This is a genomic window from Nocardia amikacinitolerans (assembly GCF_900215415.1).
GTDB classification, from domain to species: Bacteria; Actinomycetota; Actinomycetes; order Mycobacteriales; family Mycobacteriaceae; genus Nocardia; species Nocardia amikacinitolerans.
Genome location: NZ_OBEG01000007.1, coordinates 311,988 through 326,376, shown reverse-complemented (window position 1 = coordinate 326,376; position 14,389 = coordinate 311,988). Strand labels below are relative to the sequence as shown.

The following is a 14,389-nucleotide window of genomic DNA, read 5'->3' as shown; positions in this document are numbered from 1 at the left end:
ACGAGAACATCCAGCAATCTCGCGTGAAGGGCAGGGGTTCGCATGACACTGCCGAGCGGGCGGCACCACGACGCCGTCGAGATCGTCAACATCGCACCCCTGCACGGCGCGGGCGCCATCATCGGACCGTCCTGCGTGGCGGCCGCGAACCTGGCCGTGGCCGAAATCAACAGCGGCACCGGCATTCTCGGCTGCGAAGTGTGCGTGACCACGATCGACGGCGGCGGTCCGCCGCAGCGCGTCTACGACGAGGTCTCGGCCCTGCTGGCGACCGGCATGGTGCACGCCGTCACGGGCATACCGATGCCGGAGAATCGCGCCGCGATCATGCGCGCGGCGGCCGGTCGCGCGCCGTGCCTGTTCGGTGTCGGCCACGACGGGCTCGCCGCAGAAGAACCGGGCGTCTTCATGATCGGCGAGCACCCCGGCATCCAGACGCTGGTCGCGGTCGACTGGCTCTACCGGGAGTTCGGCGCCCGGCGCTGGGCCGTGGTGGCCAGCGACTACCTCTGGTCACGCCGGATCGCGCCCGCGCTGCGCGAGGTGCTCGCACCGCGGCACTCGGTGGTCGCCGAACACTTCGTGCCGATCGGCGCCGAGGACTTCGACGCCGTGCTCGACGATCCCCGGCTGGACGCGGCCGACGGGGTGATCCTGCTGCTGATCGGCGCCGACGCGGCCCGCTTCAACCGGGCCTTCACCGCGGCGGGACGCGCCGACCGCCAGTTCCGCACCGGCCCGACCATCGACGAAAACGTCCTACTCGCAGGCGGACTCGACGCCAACCGCAATATCTACGTGCCCTCCAGCGTGATTCCCGATCGGCGCAGCGCGGGCCACCGCGATCTGCTCGACCGGTACCTGCGGCTGCATCACGGATTCGCCCCCGCCTTCAGCAGATTCGCCAACGGCGCCTACCGCTCGCTGCACGCGCTGCGGACCGCGGTCGACACCGCGGGCTCGTTCGAGACGGCGCGCATCCACCGCGCGCTGGCCGACCGTCCGGTGCTCGAAGGCCCGTCCGGCGAGTTCACCTTCCGCGGCGATCAGATCGTGCAGCCGACCTTCGTCGCGCGGGCGGCGGGCGTCGACTTCGAGACGCTCACCGTTGCGTGAGCAACCCCCCTTGACGCTTCTCCGCCGCGACGACCGTGCACGGGCGGACGACGGCGCCGACTACCCCTCGGCGACCAGCTCCAGCAGCCGCTTGAGCTCGGCATAGCGCCGCGCGCCGATCTTGTTCTGCAATTGACGCTCCGCGAGCTCCTCCTCGGCGCGCACCGACGCGACCAGCTCGGCCCCCAGCCTGCTCAGCCCGATCAGGATGCGCCGCCGATCCTCCTCCGCCGCCACCCGGAAGATCAGGCCGCGCTCGGCGAGGAAGTCGGCGTGCCTGGTCGCCGAGGACGGCGCCAGTTGCGAGCGGTTGGCCAATTCGCTCATCGTGATGCCGTTTTCGGTCGACAGATTGCACAGCATCGACCACTGATCCGGCGAAAGCTGCCTCGCGCACAATGCGGCATCGAGGTTGCGTAGCCAACGTCGTTCCGCGGCACGCAGCGCCCCATGCAGCGTGACATATCCGCTTAGAATGGTCGTCATTGATTTTCCCCGCCTGCTTTTGAATTCGTTCGAACAGAAGAAGAGTACCGAATGTCAGCGGTCGGCGAGAGCCCAGACGGCACGATAGAGATCCTGAACATAGTTCCCATGCAGGGACCAGGCGGTATCTTCGCGCCTTCCTGCGACGCCGCCATTTCGCTGGCCACGTCCGAAATCAACCGGGGCGCCGGAATTCTGGGGCGCGAAATTCGTACCACGAATATCGATGGCGGCAGGCCGCCCGCGGAGGTCGCGACCGAGGTCGCCGCGCTGCTTGCCACCGGTATGGTGCACGCGATCACCGGCTGGCACACCTCTGCGGTGCGGCGGGCGGTGGCCAAGGCGAACGACGGTCGGGTGCCGTATCTGTTCGCGGTCAGTCACGAAGGTCTGCCCGACGAACTCCCGGGCGTGCTGCTGGTCGGCGAGCACCCTGCAGGCCACACCGTCGCCGCGGTGCGCTGGCTCGGCAGGGAACTCGGCGTGCGCCGCTGGGCCATCATCGGCAACGACTACATCTGGCCGCGCGAGACGGCGAAAGCGGTGCGGCGCAGCCTGATCGACCCGGAGGCCATCGTGCTGGAACGATTCGTCCCGCTCGGCACGCCGAGCTTCGGCGAATTCCTGCTACACCCCGATCTGGACCGCGCCGAGGGCGTCATCATCCTGATGGTCGGCGCGGACGTCTCGCGGTTCAACCGCCAGTTCTGCGCGATGGGCCGGGCCGCCGACCAGGTGCGGGTCAGCCCGGCCGCCGACGAGAACGTGCTGCTCGCGGGCGGCGCAGGCGCCAACCACAACCTCTACGTGCCGTCCAGCTTCTTCCTGAACGAGAAGCTCACCGACGGCAGGGACCGCAAGGCCCGCTATCGCAGGATGCACGGCCGCTTCGCGCCCGCCCTCACCACCTTCAGCAACGCGACCTACGAGGCCATCCACGCGCTGCGCGGGTTGGCCGAGACCGTCGGATCGCTGGACGTGCCGAGCCTGCAACGCGCGCTCGCCGACGGCGTGCACTTCCAAACACCGGGCGGCCCACGGGGATTCGTAGGCAACCAAGCGATCCAGCCCGGCTATCTCGCAAGGGCCGACGGCGTCGAATTCGACATCATCGACCGGATCTGGTGAACCGCGGACCACCCGGACAGACCGGATCTGGTGAGCCGCGAACACGACCCACTCGGACAGCCCGGCTCCCGACGCGGAAAAGCGAAACGGCGCCGGATCATCCGGCTGTGGGTGCCGAAACGCGAAACGGCCCGGATCGACCGGCTTCCCGATGCGGGAGCCTGGATCAACCCGGGCCGTAGTGTCGCGTCAGGCCGAGACCAGCGTGTCCAGCACCGAGAGGAACAGTCCGAGACCGTCGTCACTCGGGCCGGTCAGCGGCTCGGTCGCGTGCTCGGGGTGCGGCATGAGACCGACCACCCGGCCGTTGGCCGAGGCGATGCCCGCGATGCCGCGCTGCGAGCCGTTCGGGTTGTCGCCCGAGTAGCGGAAGACCACCCGGCCCTCGCCTTCGAGCTCGTCGAGCACGGCGGCCGAGGCCTGGTAGCGGCCCTCGCCGGACTTCAACGGGACCAGGATCTGCGCACCCGGCTCGTAGCGGGACGTCCACGCGGTGGAGACCGACTCGACGGTCAGCCACTCGTCGCGGCAGATGAAGTGCAGACCCTCGTTGCGGGTCAGCGCGCCGGGCAGCAGACCGGCCTCGCACAGCACCTGGAAGCCGTTGCAGATGCCGAGCACCGGCATGCCCTGGCCCGCGGCCTGCACGACCTTGCCCATCACCGGCGCGAACCTGGCGATGGCGCCCGCGCGCAGGTAGTCGCCGTAGGAGAAGCCGCCTGGCACGACGACCGCGTCGACTTGCTTCAGATCGGCGTCGGCGTGCCACAGGTTGACCGCCTCGGCGCCGGCGAGACGCACCGCGCGCACAGCGTCGACGTCGTCGAGCGTGCCGGGAAAGGTGATGACCCCGATGCGCGCCGTCATGGGAGGCGAACCACCTTCCACTCCTCGATCACGGTGTTGGCGAGCAGGCCTTCGGCGATCTGCTCGAGCTCGGCGTCGCTGACGCTCTCGTCCACCTCGAGCTCGAATCGCTTGCCCTGCCGCACATCACCGATCCCGGCGAATCCCAGGCGCGGGAGCGCGCCGACAATGGCCTGCCCCTGCGGATCCAGGATTTCGGCCTTCGGCATCACCTCGACCACGACTCGTGCCACGCGTTGCTCCTCAGGTGGTGTGGGGGGTTACCTGAGCAGCCTAGTTGCTCAGGGTGGGCGAGCTACCTGCGGGGTCGGGTGAAAATCGACACGCTGCCAATAGCATGGCGGAATGCGTATAGCCCATTTCGGCCACTCCTGCATCCTCGTCGAGCTGCACGGCGCGAAGGTGCTCTTCGATCCGGGCACGTTCTCGCACGGCTTCGAGGGCATCACCGGCCTGGACGCCATCGCCGTCACCCACCAGCACCCCGATCACATCGACCCGAACCGCATCGACGCGCTGCTCGAGGCCAATCCACAGGCCAGGGTGCTGTCCGATCCGCAGACCGCGGCTCAGCGCGGCGGGCGGTGGGAGGCCGTGCACGCGGGCAACGTGCTTCGGCTCGGCGATCTGCAGATCACCGGAGGTGGCGGCAGGCACGCGGTGATCCATCCGGACATCCCGGTCATCGACAACACCGTCTTCCAGCTCGGCACCGCCGACGACCCCGCCCAGCTCGTGCACCCCGGCGACTCGCTCTGGGTGCCGCCGGTCCAGGTCGGCGTGCTCGCCATTCCCGCCGCCGCGCCGTGGATGCGGATCAGCGAGGCCGTCGACTACCTGCGCGCCGTCGCCCCGCGCACCGCACTACCTATCCACTACGGCATCATCCAGGAGGAGGCCCGCGGCATCTACTTCGGCCGACTCGCCGAAATGGGCCCCGACGGAACCGAATTCACCGTCCTCGAACCGGAGAACCAGCGCAAATTCTGACGACGGCCGACCGAAGGTCACCTCCAGCCCGTCACGCACGGTGCAGGTGACCTTCAGTCGTGACCGTAGCTGGTGAGGAAGATGGCTTCCGCCAGGGCCATGTGTTGGATTTCGGAGGGGTCCACACTTTCGTTGGGTGCGTGGATCAGGCATTTCGGCTCCTCGACGCCGATCAGCATGATCTCGGCGTCGGGATAGGTGTCGGCGAAGACGTTGCACAGCGGGATCGAGCCGCCCTGGCCCTGGGTGGTGGTGGGCTGGCCGTAGGAGGCGGCCAGCGCGGCGTCCATGGCCGCGCGGGCTGGGCCGCCGCTCGCGGAGCGGAACGGCGCTCCTTCGCCCTCCAGCTCGATGGTGAGCTTCGCGTGCAGCGGGGTGTTCGCCTCCAGGTGGGCGACCAGGGCGCGGTGCGCGTGCTCCGGAGTGATGCCCGGCGGAATGCGCAGGTTCAACCGGGCGCGGGCGGCGGGCTGGATCGCCGCCGTCGAGCCGACCACCCGCGGCGCGTCGATCCCGAGCACGGTGAGAGCCGGTCGGGCCCAGAGCATTTCGGCGACGGTGCCGTCGCCGGAGAGCTCGACGCCCGCGAGCACGCCCGCGTCGTTGCAGAAGCGCTCGGAATCGTATTGCACTCCGTCCCAGGTCTGCCGGTTGTCCAGCCCGGCGACGGTGGTGTTGCCGTCGACGTCGCGCAACGTGGCGAGCACCTGGATCAGCGCGGCGAGCGCGTCCGGCGCCGCGCCGCCGAACATGCCCGAATGCAGCGGTCCCGCAAGGGTTTCCACCGTGACGATCACATTCACGTTGCCGCGCAGGGTTTCCGTGAAGGTCGGCACGCCCGCCGCGAAGTTGCCGCAGTCGCCGATCACGATGGCGTCGGCGCGCAACAGATCCGGGTTGGCGACGACGAACTTCTCCAGACCGCCGGTCCCCTGCTCCTCCGAGCCCTCGGCGACCAGGATGACGCCGACGGGTAGCTCGGAACCGATGGCGCGCAGGGCCGTCAGGTGCATGACGATGTTGCCCTTGCAGTCCGCCGCGCCGCGCCCGTACCAGCGACCGTCCTTCTCGGTGAGCTCCCAGGCGGGCGTCCGCCACGCGGCCTCGTCGAGTGGCGGCTGCACGTCGTAGTGGCAGTAGAGGAGCACGGTCGGCGCGCCGGGCGGCGCGGGACGCGAGGCGATGACGGTCTTGCTGCCGTCCGGCGTCTCGTGCAACCCGACCTTGGTCAGCCCGACTGCGGCGAACGCGTCGGCCACCCACTGCGCCGCGAGCTCGCACTCCTCCGCGGGGAACTGCCGCGCGTCGGCCACGGACTTGAACGAAACCAGTTGCGCGAGATCGCGTTCGGCTTGCGGCATCAGCGCCGCGACGCGCGAGCGCAGGTCGGCGATATGCGGATCGTCGGAAGTCATGGGCAGCGGCCTCACTTCGTCGTGTCGGGTCGTTCGCACCTCGTCGAGGTTGGGTGCCGAGCCGGTCCGCACGGCGCTGGATCCGATTCGCACACCGCGCGGGAGCCGATTCGACGGCGATCACCGTATCGCGATCACCATTCACCGGGCGGTTGCCGGGCGAGGCGCGCCGTTAGTGCTCGCTCGATCCGGGCTCGGGCATCGGCGCTCTCCGGTCCGACCCGTACTGCGTCGGACCTATCCGCCGAACCTCGAGTATCTGTCCAGCAAGCGTCTGACTGGCTCGAATTGCCCGCTTGTACAAGCGAACCATTGCAGAATGGGTCGACACCCGATCCGCGGCAATCTATGAGCAGCCTTGCTGGGAGGCCCTGATGCCCGTTGAACCGGAATTCGACGATCTGTTCGCACTGCCCGCGATCGACCATCCCGCGCCGAAAGAGAGCTTCCCGGACAAGGAAGTACTTCCGCAGGTCGCCTATCAGATCGTGCACGACGAGCTGCTGCTCGACGGCGTCTCGCGGATGAACCTCGCCACCTTCTGCACCACCTGGGTCGACGACCAGGCGCGCAGACTGATGAACGAGTCGCTGGACAAGAACATCGTCGACAAGGACGAATACCCGCAGACCGCGGAGCTGGAGCGCCGCTGCGCGCGGATGCTCGCCGACCTCTGGCACGCCCCGGATCCCGCGACCACGCTCGGCACCTCGACCACCGGGTCCAGCGAGGCCGCGATGCTCGGCGGACTCGCCGCCAAGTTCCGCTGGCGCAAGCGCGGCGGCTCGGGCACGCCGAACTTCGTCTGCGGGCCCGTGCAGGTCTGCTGGGAGAAGTTCGCCCGCTATTTCGACGTCGAGATTCGCCAGGTGCCGTTGCGCGGCGACCGGCTCACCATGCACCCCGACGACGTGGCCGCGCACTGCGACGAGAACACCATCATGGTGGTCGCCAATTTCGGGCAGACCTACACGGGGCTTTTCGAGGACGTCGCGGGCATCGCGCGTGCGCTCGACGATCTCCAGTCAGCGAAAGGCCTGGACATCCCGCTGCACGTGGACGCGGCGAGCGGCGGTTTCCTCGCCCCGTTCACCGCATCCGACGTGGTGTGGGACTTCCGGCTGGAACGGGTGAAGTCGATCAACTCCTCCGGCCACAAGACCGGTCTCGCCCCGCTCGGCGCGGGCTGGGCCATTTGGCGCACGGCCGACGATCTGCCGGCGGAGCTGATCTTCGACGTCGACTACCTCGGCGGCAGCATGGCCACCTTCAACCTGAACTTCTCCCGCCCCGGCGGGCAGGTGATCACGCAGTACTACGACTTCATCCGGCTCGGCAGGCTCGGCTACACGCGGTTGCAGGAGGCGATCTACCGGGTCGCCGGGCACCTGGCGGCCGGGTTGACCGAATTCGAGGAGTTCGAGCTGATCCACGACGGCGATCCCAATCGCGGCATCGCCGCGGTGTGCTGGCGGCTGACCGGCTCGCCCGGCTTCAACCTCTACGACCTGTCCGATCGGCTGCGCACCCGAGGCTGGCTGATCGCCGCCTACCCGCTGCCGCCCGATCGCGGATCGGAGACTGTCATGCGCGCGGTGATCCGGCACGGCTTCACTCACGACATGGTGGACCTGCTGCTCGCCGACATCGACCGCAGCGTGCGGCAGCTGGCCAGCCACCCGATGAAGGTCTCGCTGAGCAGGGCGGAAGCGGGCGGCTTCACCCACAACGCGAAGCCCAAGGTCCCTGGCGCGAAACCCACCGCGTAGGCGTACCTCCGCCTCCGCTCCGGCCATTCGCGATCTGATGACGGACCGCGCCCGACTGCGCCCCCGTTCGGCGGACCGCCGCACCCTCCAGCCATGCGCAGGCGCCCGACGAACTCGTCCGGCCGCACCCGTCGGACGTACCCCGCATTCCGCGCGCGGCCTATCGACAGACCGCACCCGGACCGCGCCCACCAGGCGTATACCCGCTGCTGCCATGACGAGGCCGACCACAGCCGTTGCCCGACGGTGCCCCAGTGGACTGAGGTACGCCCGCCGCCATCGATCGCCATTCCCGGCGGCGGGCGTACCTCGGCCCGCGACCGTCAGGCCGCGCGCATCAGGTCGAACGGCTCCCAGCGATACACATCGCTCACCGCGCCGTGGAACAGCGCCAGATCCACCGCGTCGAGCATCGCCTGGCGCGGACCCGAACGCTGCAACTGCGCCCCGGAGATCGCCAAGCGCAGCACGCCGCCGCGCCGCGCGGTCCTCGCCGCGCCCATCACCAGGGCGCGGCACCACCACGGCTCGGCGCGGAAGCCTTCGCCGATGCCGTAGACGCGCGACTTCTGCGCCGCGTTGCGCTCCAGCTCGAGGATCGAGGTGAGCCCGAGCGCCAGCCGGAAACCCGTCTCGGGCAGCGCGGCGATGGCGCCCGCCGAGGCGTCCCAGCGCGGCGCGGCGAACAGCCGGGTGCGCAGTTCGACCTGCTCCAGCACCCGGTCGGCCGCGGTGAGCCGCAGCTTGGCCTCGTGCTTGGGCAGCGTGGCGAACTCGGCCCTGCGCCGCTTGGTCGCCGCTTGGTCGTAGCCGTGCAGCACGATGGCGTCGCCGCGGGCCCGCCTGCCGCGCAGCCATGCCTGCGTCGCCAGGTCGTCGACCAGCCGGTACTTGCCCTTCAACCGCGGCGCGACCAGCAGCGACAACCGCACGTCGCGACGATCCATCTCGGCGGCGAATTCGATCGCGGCGTCTCGAGTGGTGTCCCGAATACCCGACACGGACACGATCAGCTCAGCGTTCATGAACCAACGGTGCCCGACGCAGGTGTCATTCATGTGCAGCGAGCATGACCAGGGGACGAACAACCGAAGCACCGTCGGCGACCGGCTATGCCCCCGGCGTTACCTCTCGGCGAGTCCCACCGTGTCGAGCACCCACGCGTGCTCGAACGCCACTTCCTTCCACTTCTCGTATCGTCCGCTGACGCCGCCGTGGCCCGCGCTCATCTCCGTCTTGAGCAGCAGCGGCGCGTCGCCGGTCTTGGTCGCGCGCAGCTTGGCCACCCACTTGGCGGGTTCGACGTAGAGCACCCTGGTGTCGTTGAGGCTGGTGACGGCGAGGATCGCCGGATAGTCCTTGGCCTCGACGTTCTCGTACGGCGAATAGGACTTCATGTACTCGTAGACGTCCTTGTCCGCCAACGGGTTACCCCACTCGTCCCACTCGATGACGGTGAGCGGCAGCGACGGGTCCAGGATCGAGGTCAGCGGGTCGACGAACGGCACGTTGGCGAGAATGCCCTTGAACAGCTCCGGCGCGAGGTTCGCCACGGCGCCCATCAGCAGACCGCCCGCGCTGCCGCCGTCGGCGACCAGCCGATCGGGCGCGGTCCTTCCGGTGTCGATCAGGTGCCGCGCGCAGGCGACGAAGTCGGTGAAGGTGTTCTTCTTGGTGAGCGTCTTGCCGTTCTCGTACCAGAGCCTGCCCATCTCGCCGCCGCCGCGCACGTGCGCGACCGCGAACACCATGCCGCGATCGAGCAGCGAGAGCCGCGCGACCGAGAAGGACGGGTCCATGCTGGCCTCGTAGGAGCCGTAGCCGTAGAGCAGCAGCGGCTTCGGCTCGCCCTCGGCGACCGCGCCCTTCTTCCACACCAGCGAGATCGGGATCCGGGTGCCGTCGTCGGCGACCGCCCAATCCCGGTGCTGCTCATAGTCGTTCGCGTCGTAGCCGCCGAGCACCGGCTGCTCCTTGCGCAGCAGCAGCGCGCCGGTGGCAGGCACGTAGTCGAACACCTGCATCGGGGTGATGAACGAGGTCAGGCCGATGCGCAGGGTCGGCTGGGCCCACTCCGGGTTCGCGCCGGAGCCGACAGCGAAGAGCTCCAGATCGAACTCGAGTTCGCGCCGCTCGCCGTAGCCGGACTCGGTGAGCGGCCAGACCGCGACCCTGGTCAGCGCCTCGCGGCGGTAGCTGAGCACCAGGTGATCGGCGAACGCGTCGACGTCCTCGAGCCGCACGTCGTCGCGGTGGCCGATGAGCAGTGTCAGGTTCGACGGGTCGGCGACCGGCGCCTCGGCAAGCACGAAGTTCTCGGCCTTGACCCCGTCCACGACGTCGTTGTGCAGGATGAGGAAGCGGTCCTCGCCGCCGATCACGGCGTGCTCGGCCGAGTATTCGACACCCTCGCGCCGCGGCATGATGATCCGGAAATCGCCCTCGGGGTTGTCGGATTCGAGCACCCAGCCCTCGGTGGTGATCTTGGAGCCGACCCAGATCATCAGGTATTTCTCGGAGCGGGTCGAGCCGATGCTCACCCAGTAGCGCTCGTCGGGCTCGTGGAAGACCTTTACGTCGTCCTCGGTCGCGGTGCCGAGCCGGTGCCGCCACACGGTGTCGGGGCGCCAGGACTCGTCGACCGTCTGATAGAAGACGTGGCTGCCGTCCAGCGACCAGGTCGCGCCCGGCGCGGTACCGGTGATCTCGTCGGCGAGCGATTCGCCGGTGCGCAGGTCCTTGAAGCGCAGGGTGTAGCGCTCGTCGCCGACGGTGTCGACCGAGTAGGCAAGCAGGTTGCCGTCGTGGCTCACCGAGAACGCGCCGAGGGCGAAGTAGGCGTGGCCCGCGGCCAGCTCGTTGCTGTCCAGCAGCACCTGTTCGCCGGGGATCTCGGTGTCGACCTCGAGTCGCGGCGGAGTCCACGCGTCGATGCCCTCGGCCTGCGCATCGATGGGGCAGCGGCAGTGCACGCCGTACTGCTTGCCCTCGTAGCTGCGCGAGTAGTACCAGAACTCGCCCATCCGAGTGGGCACCGAGAGGTCGGTCTCCTGGGTGCGCGACTTGATCTCCTCGAAGATCTTCTCGCGCAGGTCCTGCAGGTGCGCGGTCTGCGCCTCGGTGTAGGCGTTCTCGGCCTGGAGGTGGGAGATGACCTCGGGATCCTCCTTGTCCCGCAGCCACTCGTACTCGTCGACGAAGACGTCGCCGTGATGGACCCGCTCGGTCGGCACCGTCTTGGCGATCGGGGCCGCCACCGCACTTTCGACAGACATGCGGTCCACCCTACTTGCGGGTCGTCGAATCCCCCGCGCGATGGAACTCCGCGGGCGGCGCCTCGCCGCCCGCCGCGCGGATGACGCCGTCGAGCACCTCGCAGGTGCGGTGCAGATCGCGCAGCGCGCGGTCGATCCTGGCCCGCTCCTCCGTCAGCTTCTCCACCAGGAACGGGGTGGCCTCGGCGCTGGGTGAGCCGTCGGTGTCGTGGATGCACGGGAGCAGTTCGGCGATGGTGTCGCTGGTCAGCCCCGCCGCGAACATCTCCTGGATCCGGTGCACCCGCTCGACGGCCACCTCCGGATACTCGCGCTGCCCGCCGGAACTGCGGGCGGCGGCCAGCATGCCCTTGTCCTCGTAGTACCGCAGCGACCGGACGCTCACCCCGGTTCGCTCGGACAGTTCACCGATGCGCACGTCACTCCTCGAGCTCTTGACCTGACATTGATGTCAGCTTCTAGCGTACCTCCTATGCAACTTCTGACGCCTTACCGCGACCACGAACTCGCCCTGCCGAACCGGATCGTCATGTCCCCGATGACCCGCCTGCGTTCGCTACCGGACGGCTCCCCCACACCCGACGTCGTCGACTACTACGCGCAGCGCGCCACCGCCGGGTTGATCATCACCGAAGGCATCTGGCCGCATTCGACCGGCCAGAGCGAGGCGTGGGCGCCCGGCCTGCAAACCGAAGCCCACGTCAGCGCATGGCGGCGGGTCACCGACGCGGTGCACGCGGAGGGCGGGCGGATCTTCGCGCAGCTGATGCACGGCGGACGCAAGAACCATCCGCGCGGTCGCATCGACGGATCCTGGCCCGCCGGACCTTCCCCGGTGCTCGATCCCGACCGGGTACATCTGATCGAAGGCGGCAAAGCCGATCCGATCAGACCGCGAGAGTTGAGTCACGCCGACATCGCCGCGGTGATCGGCCAGTACGCGGCCGCCGCACGCAACGCGATCGCCGCGGGCTTCGACGGCGTCGAAATCCACGGCGCCAACAGCTATCTGATCCACCAGTTCCTCGCCGACAACACCAACCGGCGCACGGACGAATACGGCGGTTCGATCGACAACCGGATGCGGGCGCCGCTGGCCATCGTCGACGCGGTGGCCGAGGCGATCGGATCGCGCCGCACCGCCATTCGGCTCTCGCCGGGCAATCCGCAGTTCAACATGTACGAGGCCGATCCGGCGCCGCTGTACCGAAAGCTGGTGTCCGAGTTGGATCGTCGTGAGCTGGCCTACCTGCACCTCATCGACAACCACGACTACCCGGCGCTGACCGATCTGCGCCCGCGCTGGCGCGGCACGCTGATCGCGAACATCGGCGAGAACCGCGAGCCGACCACCGCCGCGGAAGCGGAAGCCGTATTGCGGGCCGGCACAGCAGATCTCGTCTCGTTCGGGCGGGCGTTCCTCGCCAATCCCGATCTGGTCGAACGGATCGCGCGCGATCTGCCGCTGAACCCGATTCGCGAGGAGGGCCTCTACGGGCGGGGCGCGAAGGGCTACACCGACTATCCGGCCTGGTCGGAGAGCGCGTTGTCCCGGGCGTAGGTGGGCAGCGCCGGGTCAGGCGCCGATGGCCGAGCCGATGGTTGGCCACGAGGCGTGCAGAGTGTCCTGCCAGTAGGACCAGGAGTGGGTGCCGACCGGGCTGTAATCGATGCGGGCCGGAATGGCCAAGCTGCGCAGGCGCTGCTCGAAGGTGATCACGCAGGTGTTGATCCCCACCTCGACAGGGCCGCCGAGGAAGATGTTCTCGGCGAGCTGCGGCTTGATCTCCGTCTCGTGCGGACCGGGGACGCCGGTGCCGGTGGACAGATAGATCGTCTTGCCGCGCAGCCGTTCCGCCAGCAACGAGGGGTCGTGCTCGGCCCACGCGCTGGTGCCCGGCGCGCCCCACATATTGATCGGGTTGCCGCCGCGGTTGGCGATCGAGAACATGACGCCGCCCGTGGCCAACCCGGTGTCCGGGCAGGCGCTGTAACCCGCGATCGCGCGGTACAGGTGCGGGTGGCGGGCAGCAAGGATGAAGGCCGCGGTGCCGCCCATGGAGAGTCCGCCGATCGCGTTGACGCCGTTGCCGTCGAAGTTCTCGTCGATGAGCGGCGGCAGTTCGCGGGTCAGGAAGGTCTCCCACTTGTAGCGGCCGAAGCGCGGGTCGTCCTGCTGCCAGTCCGTGTAGTAGCTGGCCTGGCCGCCCACGGGCAACACCACATTGACGTTCTTGCCGCGGAAGAACGCCTCGGCGTCGGTCGCGTTGGTCCAAGTGCTCTGGCCGACGCCGGGGTCGAGCCCGTCCAGCAGGTAATAGGCGGGCCTGGCGCGGCCGCCCGCCGGGTGCAGCACTTGAACCTGAACCGTTCGGCCCATGGCCGGGGAATCGATGAAGACCGAGGAACGGGTCGGGCTCAGGGAATCGATCCGCACGATCTGGGCGGCGGAGGCGGGGGCTTGTGCGGCGACCAGCAGCCCGAGCATGGCGATCGCGCTGGCAAGCACTGCAACAGCAACTCTGGTACGCCGCACGTCCCACCCTCCATCACCGCGTGAAACTGGGATACAACGTAACTCAGTCCATGGAGTTGCGGAAGGGATCCAAGATCTCGGCTCTTTTACAGCAAACTGCCCAGTACGTAATGGATTTCACGGCGACCCCATCGGTCACACACCTCCGGCGCGCTCCAGTGCCCCGCGGATGGAGCCTGCGAGATAGTCCAAGTCGGCGCGGGGCGGGGTGGTCGGCCGCCCACGCAGACCGAACCCGTCACCCGGCGTGCGCGGAATGACATGCAGGTGCACGTGAAACACCTCCTGCCCCGCCGTCACGCCGTCGGCGAGAAAGAAATTGACCGCGTCACACCCCACCTCACTCGCCCGCAGCGCTCCCGCCAGCCGCTGCCCCACCTGAAACAGCTTGCCCCCGATCACCGGATCCAACTCCGCCAAACACCGCGCCGCCACCCGCGGCACCACAAGCAAGTGCCCAGGCGTCATCGGCCGAATGTCCATGAACGCGACGACATCGTCGTCCTCGTACACCTTGGAAGCCGGCGCCCGCCCGGCAATGATGTCGGCGAAAATCGAGTACGGATCCATCCCCGCACCCTAACCGCCCCACCGCCCACACCCACCCTGGCCCGCATCGAACAGGATGCCCGCCTGCAGTGCCCAGAAATTGCCTTGGCCCCGGCGCGACGATGCAGTTGAATCGAGCCAGCCCCGGCACTAGCCAGGGGAAGTGGACCCGGGTCCTGGCCGGACGACCAGCACCCGAGTTCCGCGTGAACCCGGCTCTTCTCCGGACGGTGGGCAGCCGGGTTTCGCGTTCCAGGA

Annotated in this window: 14 protein-coding genes; 5 read left to right on the top strand and 9 right to left on the bottom strand. The window is 68.7% G+C overall.

Translation table 11 applies throughout. From position 1 onward, the window contains the following. Positions 1 to 42 precede the first annotated feature (42 nt). Complete coding sequence (locus CRP45_RS29010) at positions 43 to 1,116, top strand: ABC transporter substrate-binding protein (RefSeq protein WP_097247846.1); 1,074 nt, start codon at positions 43 to 45, stop codon at positions 1,114 to 1,116. Positions 1,117 to 1,176: 60 nt separating this feature from the next. Here CRP45_RS29010 and CRP45_RS29005 read toward each other — a convergent pair whose 3' ends face one another. Further along, entirely contained in the window at positions 1,177 to 1,602 is a 426-nt protein-coding gene (locus CRP45_RS29005) for a MarR family winged helix-turn-helix transcriptional regulator (protein ID WP_067791327.1), read from the bottom strand. A 51-nt stretch (positions 1,603 to 1,653) separates the two neighbouring features. Between CRP45_RS29005 and CRP45_RS29000 the strand changes: the two genes are divergently transcribed. Further along, positions 1,654 to 2,730 (top strand): substrate-binding domain-containing protein, encoded by a 1,077-nt coding sequence (locus CRP45_RS29000; protein WP_097247845.1) that lies wholly within the window; start codon positions 1,654 to 1,656, stop codon positions 2,728 to 2,730. A gap of 189 nt (positions 2,731 to 2,919) precedes the next feature. On the opposite strand, the gene purQ is transcribed toward CRP45_RS29000, so the two are convergent. After that, positions 2,920 to 3,597 carry a phosphoribosylformylglycinamidine synthase subunit PurQ gene (gene purQ / locus CRP45_RS28995; protein ID WP_067791323.1) on the bottom strand — a complete coding sequence of 226 codons (678 nt, stop codon included), beginning with the start codon at positions 3,595 to 3,597 and terminating at the stop codon, positions 2,920 to 2,922. Next, positions 3,594 to 3,830: a phosphoribosylformylglycinamidine synthase subunit PurS gene (purS, locus tag CRP45_RS28990; RefSeq protein WP_067791321.1), complete on the bottom strand. Its 237-nt coding sequence runs from the start codon at positions 3,828 to 3,830 to the stop codon at positions 3,594 to 3,596. Before purS ends, purQ begins: the two co-directional genes overlap by 4 nt. Positions 3,831 to 3,942: 112 nt before the next feature. Between purS and CRP45_RS28985 the strand changes: the two genes are divergently transcribed. Next, positions 3,943 to 4,587, top strand: coding sequence for an MBL fold metallo-hydrolase (locus CRP45_RS28985; RefSeq protein ID WP_097247844.1), 645 nt, complete (start codon positions 3,943 to 3,945; stop codon positions 4,585 to 4,587). A gap of 53 nt (positions 4,588 to 4,640) precedes the next feature. Here CRP45_RS28985 and CRP45_RS28980 read toward each other — a convergent pair whose 3' ends face one another. Next, positions 4,641 to 6,002 (bottom strand): dipeptidase, encoded by a 1,362-nt coding sequence (locus CRP45_RS28980; RefSeq protein WP_097247910.1) that lies wholly within the window; start codon positions 6,000 to 6,002, stop codon positions 4,641 to 4,643. Positions 6,003 to 6,376: 374 nt separating this feature from the next. Here CRP45_RS28980 and gad point away from each other — a divergent pair, with 374 nt between their 5' ends. After that, the gene (gad, locus tag CRP45_RS28975) at positions 6,377 to 7,771 is read left to right on the top strand and encodes a glutamate decarboxylase (protein ID WP_097247909.1); all 1,395 of its coding nucleotides are present in this window, start codon (positions 6,377 to 6,379) and stop codon (positions 7,769 to 7,771) included. Positions 7,772 to 8,094: 323 nt separating this feature from the next. Here gad and CRP45_RS28970 read toward each other — a convergent pair whose 3' ends face one another. The 3 genes from CRP45_RS28970 to CRP45_RS28960 form a co-directional block, all read right to left on the bottom strand. Next, on the bottom strand, positions 8,095 to 8,796 hold the full coding sequence (locus CRP45_RS28970; protein ID WP_097247908.1) for a DUF2334 domain-containing protein: 702 nt from the start codon (positions 8,794 to 8,796) through the stop codon (positions 8,095 to 8,097). A 99-nt stretch (positions 8,797 to 8,895) separates the two neighbouring features. Then, a complete protein-coding gene (locus CRP45_RS28965) occupies positions 8,896 to 11,046 on the bottom strand; it encodes a S9 family peptidase (RefSeq protein WP_097247907.1) in 2,151 nt (716 codons plus the stop codon). A 10-nt stretch (positions 11,047 to 11,056) separates the two neighbouring features. Continuing rightward, positions 11,057 to 11,464: a MerR family transcriptional regulator gene (locus tag CRP45_RS28960; RefSeq protein ID WP_067791315.1), complete on the bottom strand. Its 408-nt coding sequence runs from the start codon at positions 11,462 to 11,464 to the stop codon at positions 11,057 to 11,059. 54 nt (positions 11,465 to 11,518) lie between these two features. On the opposite strand from CRP45_RS28960, the gene CRP45_RS28955 reads away from it, so the two are divergent. After that, entirely contained in the window at positions 11,519 to 12,607 is a 1,089-nt protein-coding gene (locus CRP45_RS28955) for an alkene reductase (protein WP_097247843.1), read from the top strand. A 15-nt stretch (positions 12,608 to 12,622) separates the two neighbouring features. On the opposite strand, the gene CRP45_RS28950 is transcribed toward CRP45_RS28955, so the two are convergent. Together CRP45_RS28950 and CRP45_RS28945 are read right to left on the bottom strand one after the other, a co-directional pair. Then, on the bottom strand, positions 12,623 to 13,582 hold the full coding sequence (locus CRP45_RS28950) for an alpha/beta hydrolase (protein WP_097247842.1): 960 nt from the start codon (positions 13,580 to 13,582) through the stop codon (positions 12,623 to 12,625). Positions 13,583 to 13,717: 135 nt separating this feature from the next. Beyond that, on the bottom strand, positions 13,718 to 14,152 hold the full coding sequence (locus CRP45_RS28945) for an HIT family protein (protein ID WP_097247841.1): 435 nt from the start codon (positions 14,150 to 14,152) through the stop codon (positions 13,718 to 13,720). Positions 14,153 to 14,389: the final 237 nt, after the last annotated feature.

Coding starts and splice junctions, on each gene's coding strand:
- CRP45_RS29010 (WP_097247846.1), top strand. CDS start 43: ATGACACTGCCGAGCGGGCGGCACCACGACGCCGTCGAGATCGTCAAC.
- CRP45_RS29005 (WP_067791327.1), bottom strand. CDS start 1,602: ATGACGACCATTCTAAGCGGATATGTCACGCTGCATGGGGCGCTGCGT.
- CRP45_RS29000 (WP_097247845.1), top strand. CDS start 1,654: ATGTCAGCGGTCGGCGAGAGCCCAGACGGCACGATAGAGATCCTGAAC.
- purQ (WP_067791323.1), bottom strand. CDS start 3,597: ATGACGGCGCGCATCGGGGTCATCACCTTTCCCGGCACGCTCGACGAC.
- CRP45_RS28985 (WP_097247844.1), top strand. CDS start 3,943: ATGCGTATAGCCCATTTCGGCCACTCCTGCATCCTCGTCGAGCTGCAC.
- CRP45_RS28980 (WP_097247910.1), bottom strand. CDS start 6,002: ATGACTTCCGACGATCCGCATATCGCCGACCTGCGCTCGCGCGTCGCG.
- gad (WP_097247909.1), top strand. CDS start 6,377: ATGCCCGTTGAACCGGAATTCGACGATCTGTTCGCACTGCCCGCGATC.
- CRP45_RS28970 (WP_097247908.1), bottom strand. CDS start 8,796: ATGAACGCTGAGCTGATCGTGTCCGTGTCGGGTATTCGGGACACCACT.
- CRP45_RS28965 (WP_097247907.1), bottom strand. CDS start 11,046: ATGTCTGTCGAAAGTGCGGTGGCGGCCCCGATCGCCAAGACGGTGCCG.
- CRP45_RS28955 (WP_097247843.1), top strand. CDS start 11,519: ATGCAACTTCTGACGCCTTACCGCGACCACGAACTCGCCCTGCCGAAC.
- CRP45_RS28945 (WP_097247841.1), bottom strand. CDS start 14,152: ATGGATCCGTACTCGATTTTCGCCGACATCATTGCCGGGCGGGCGCCG.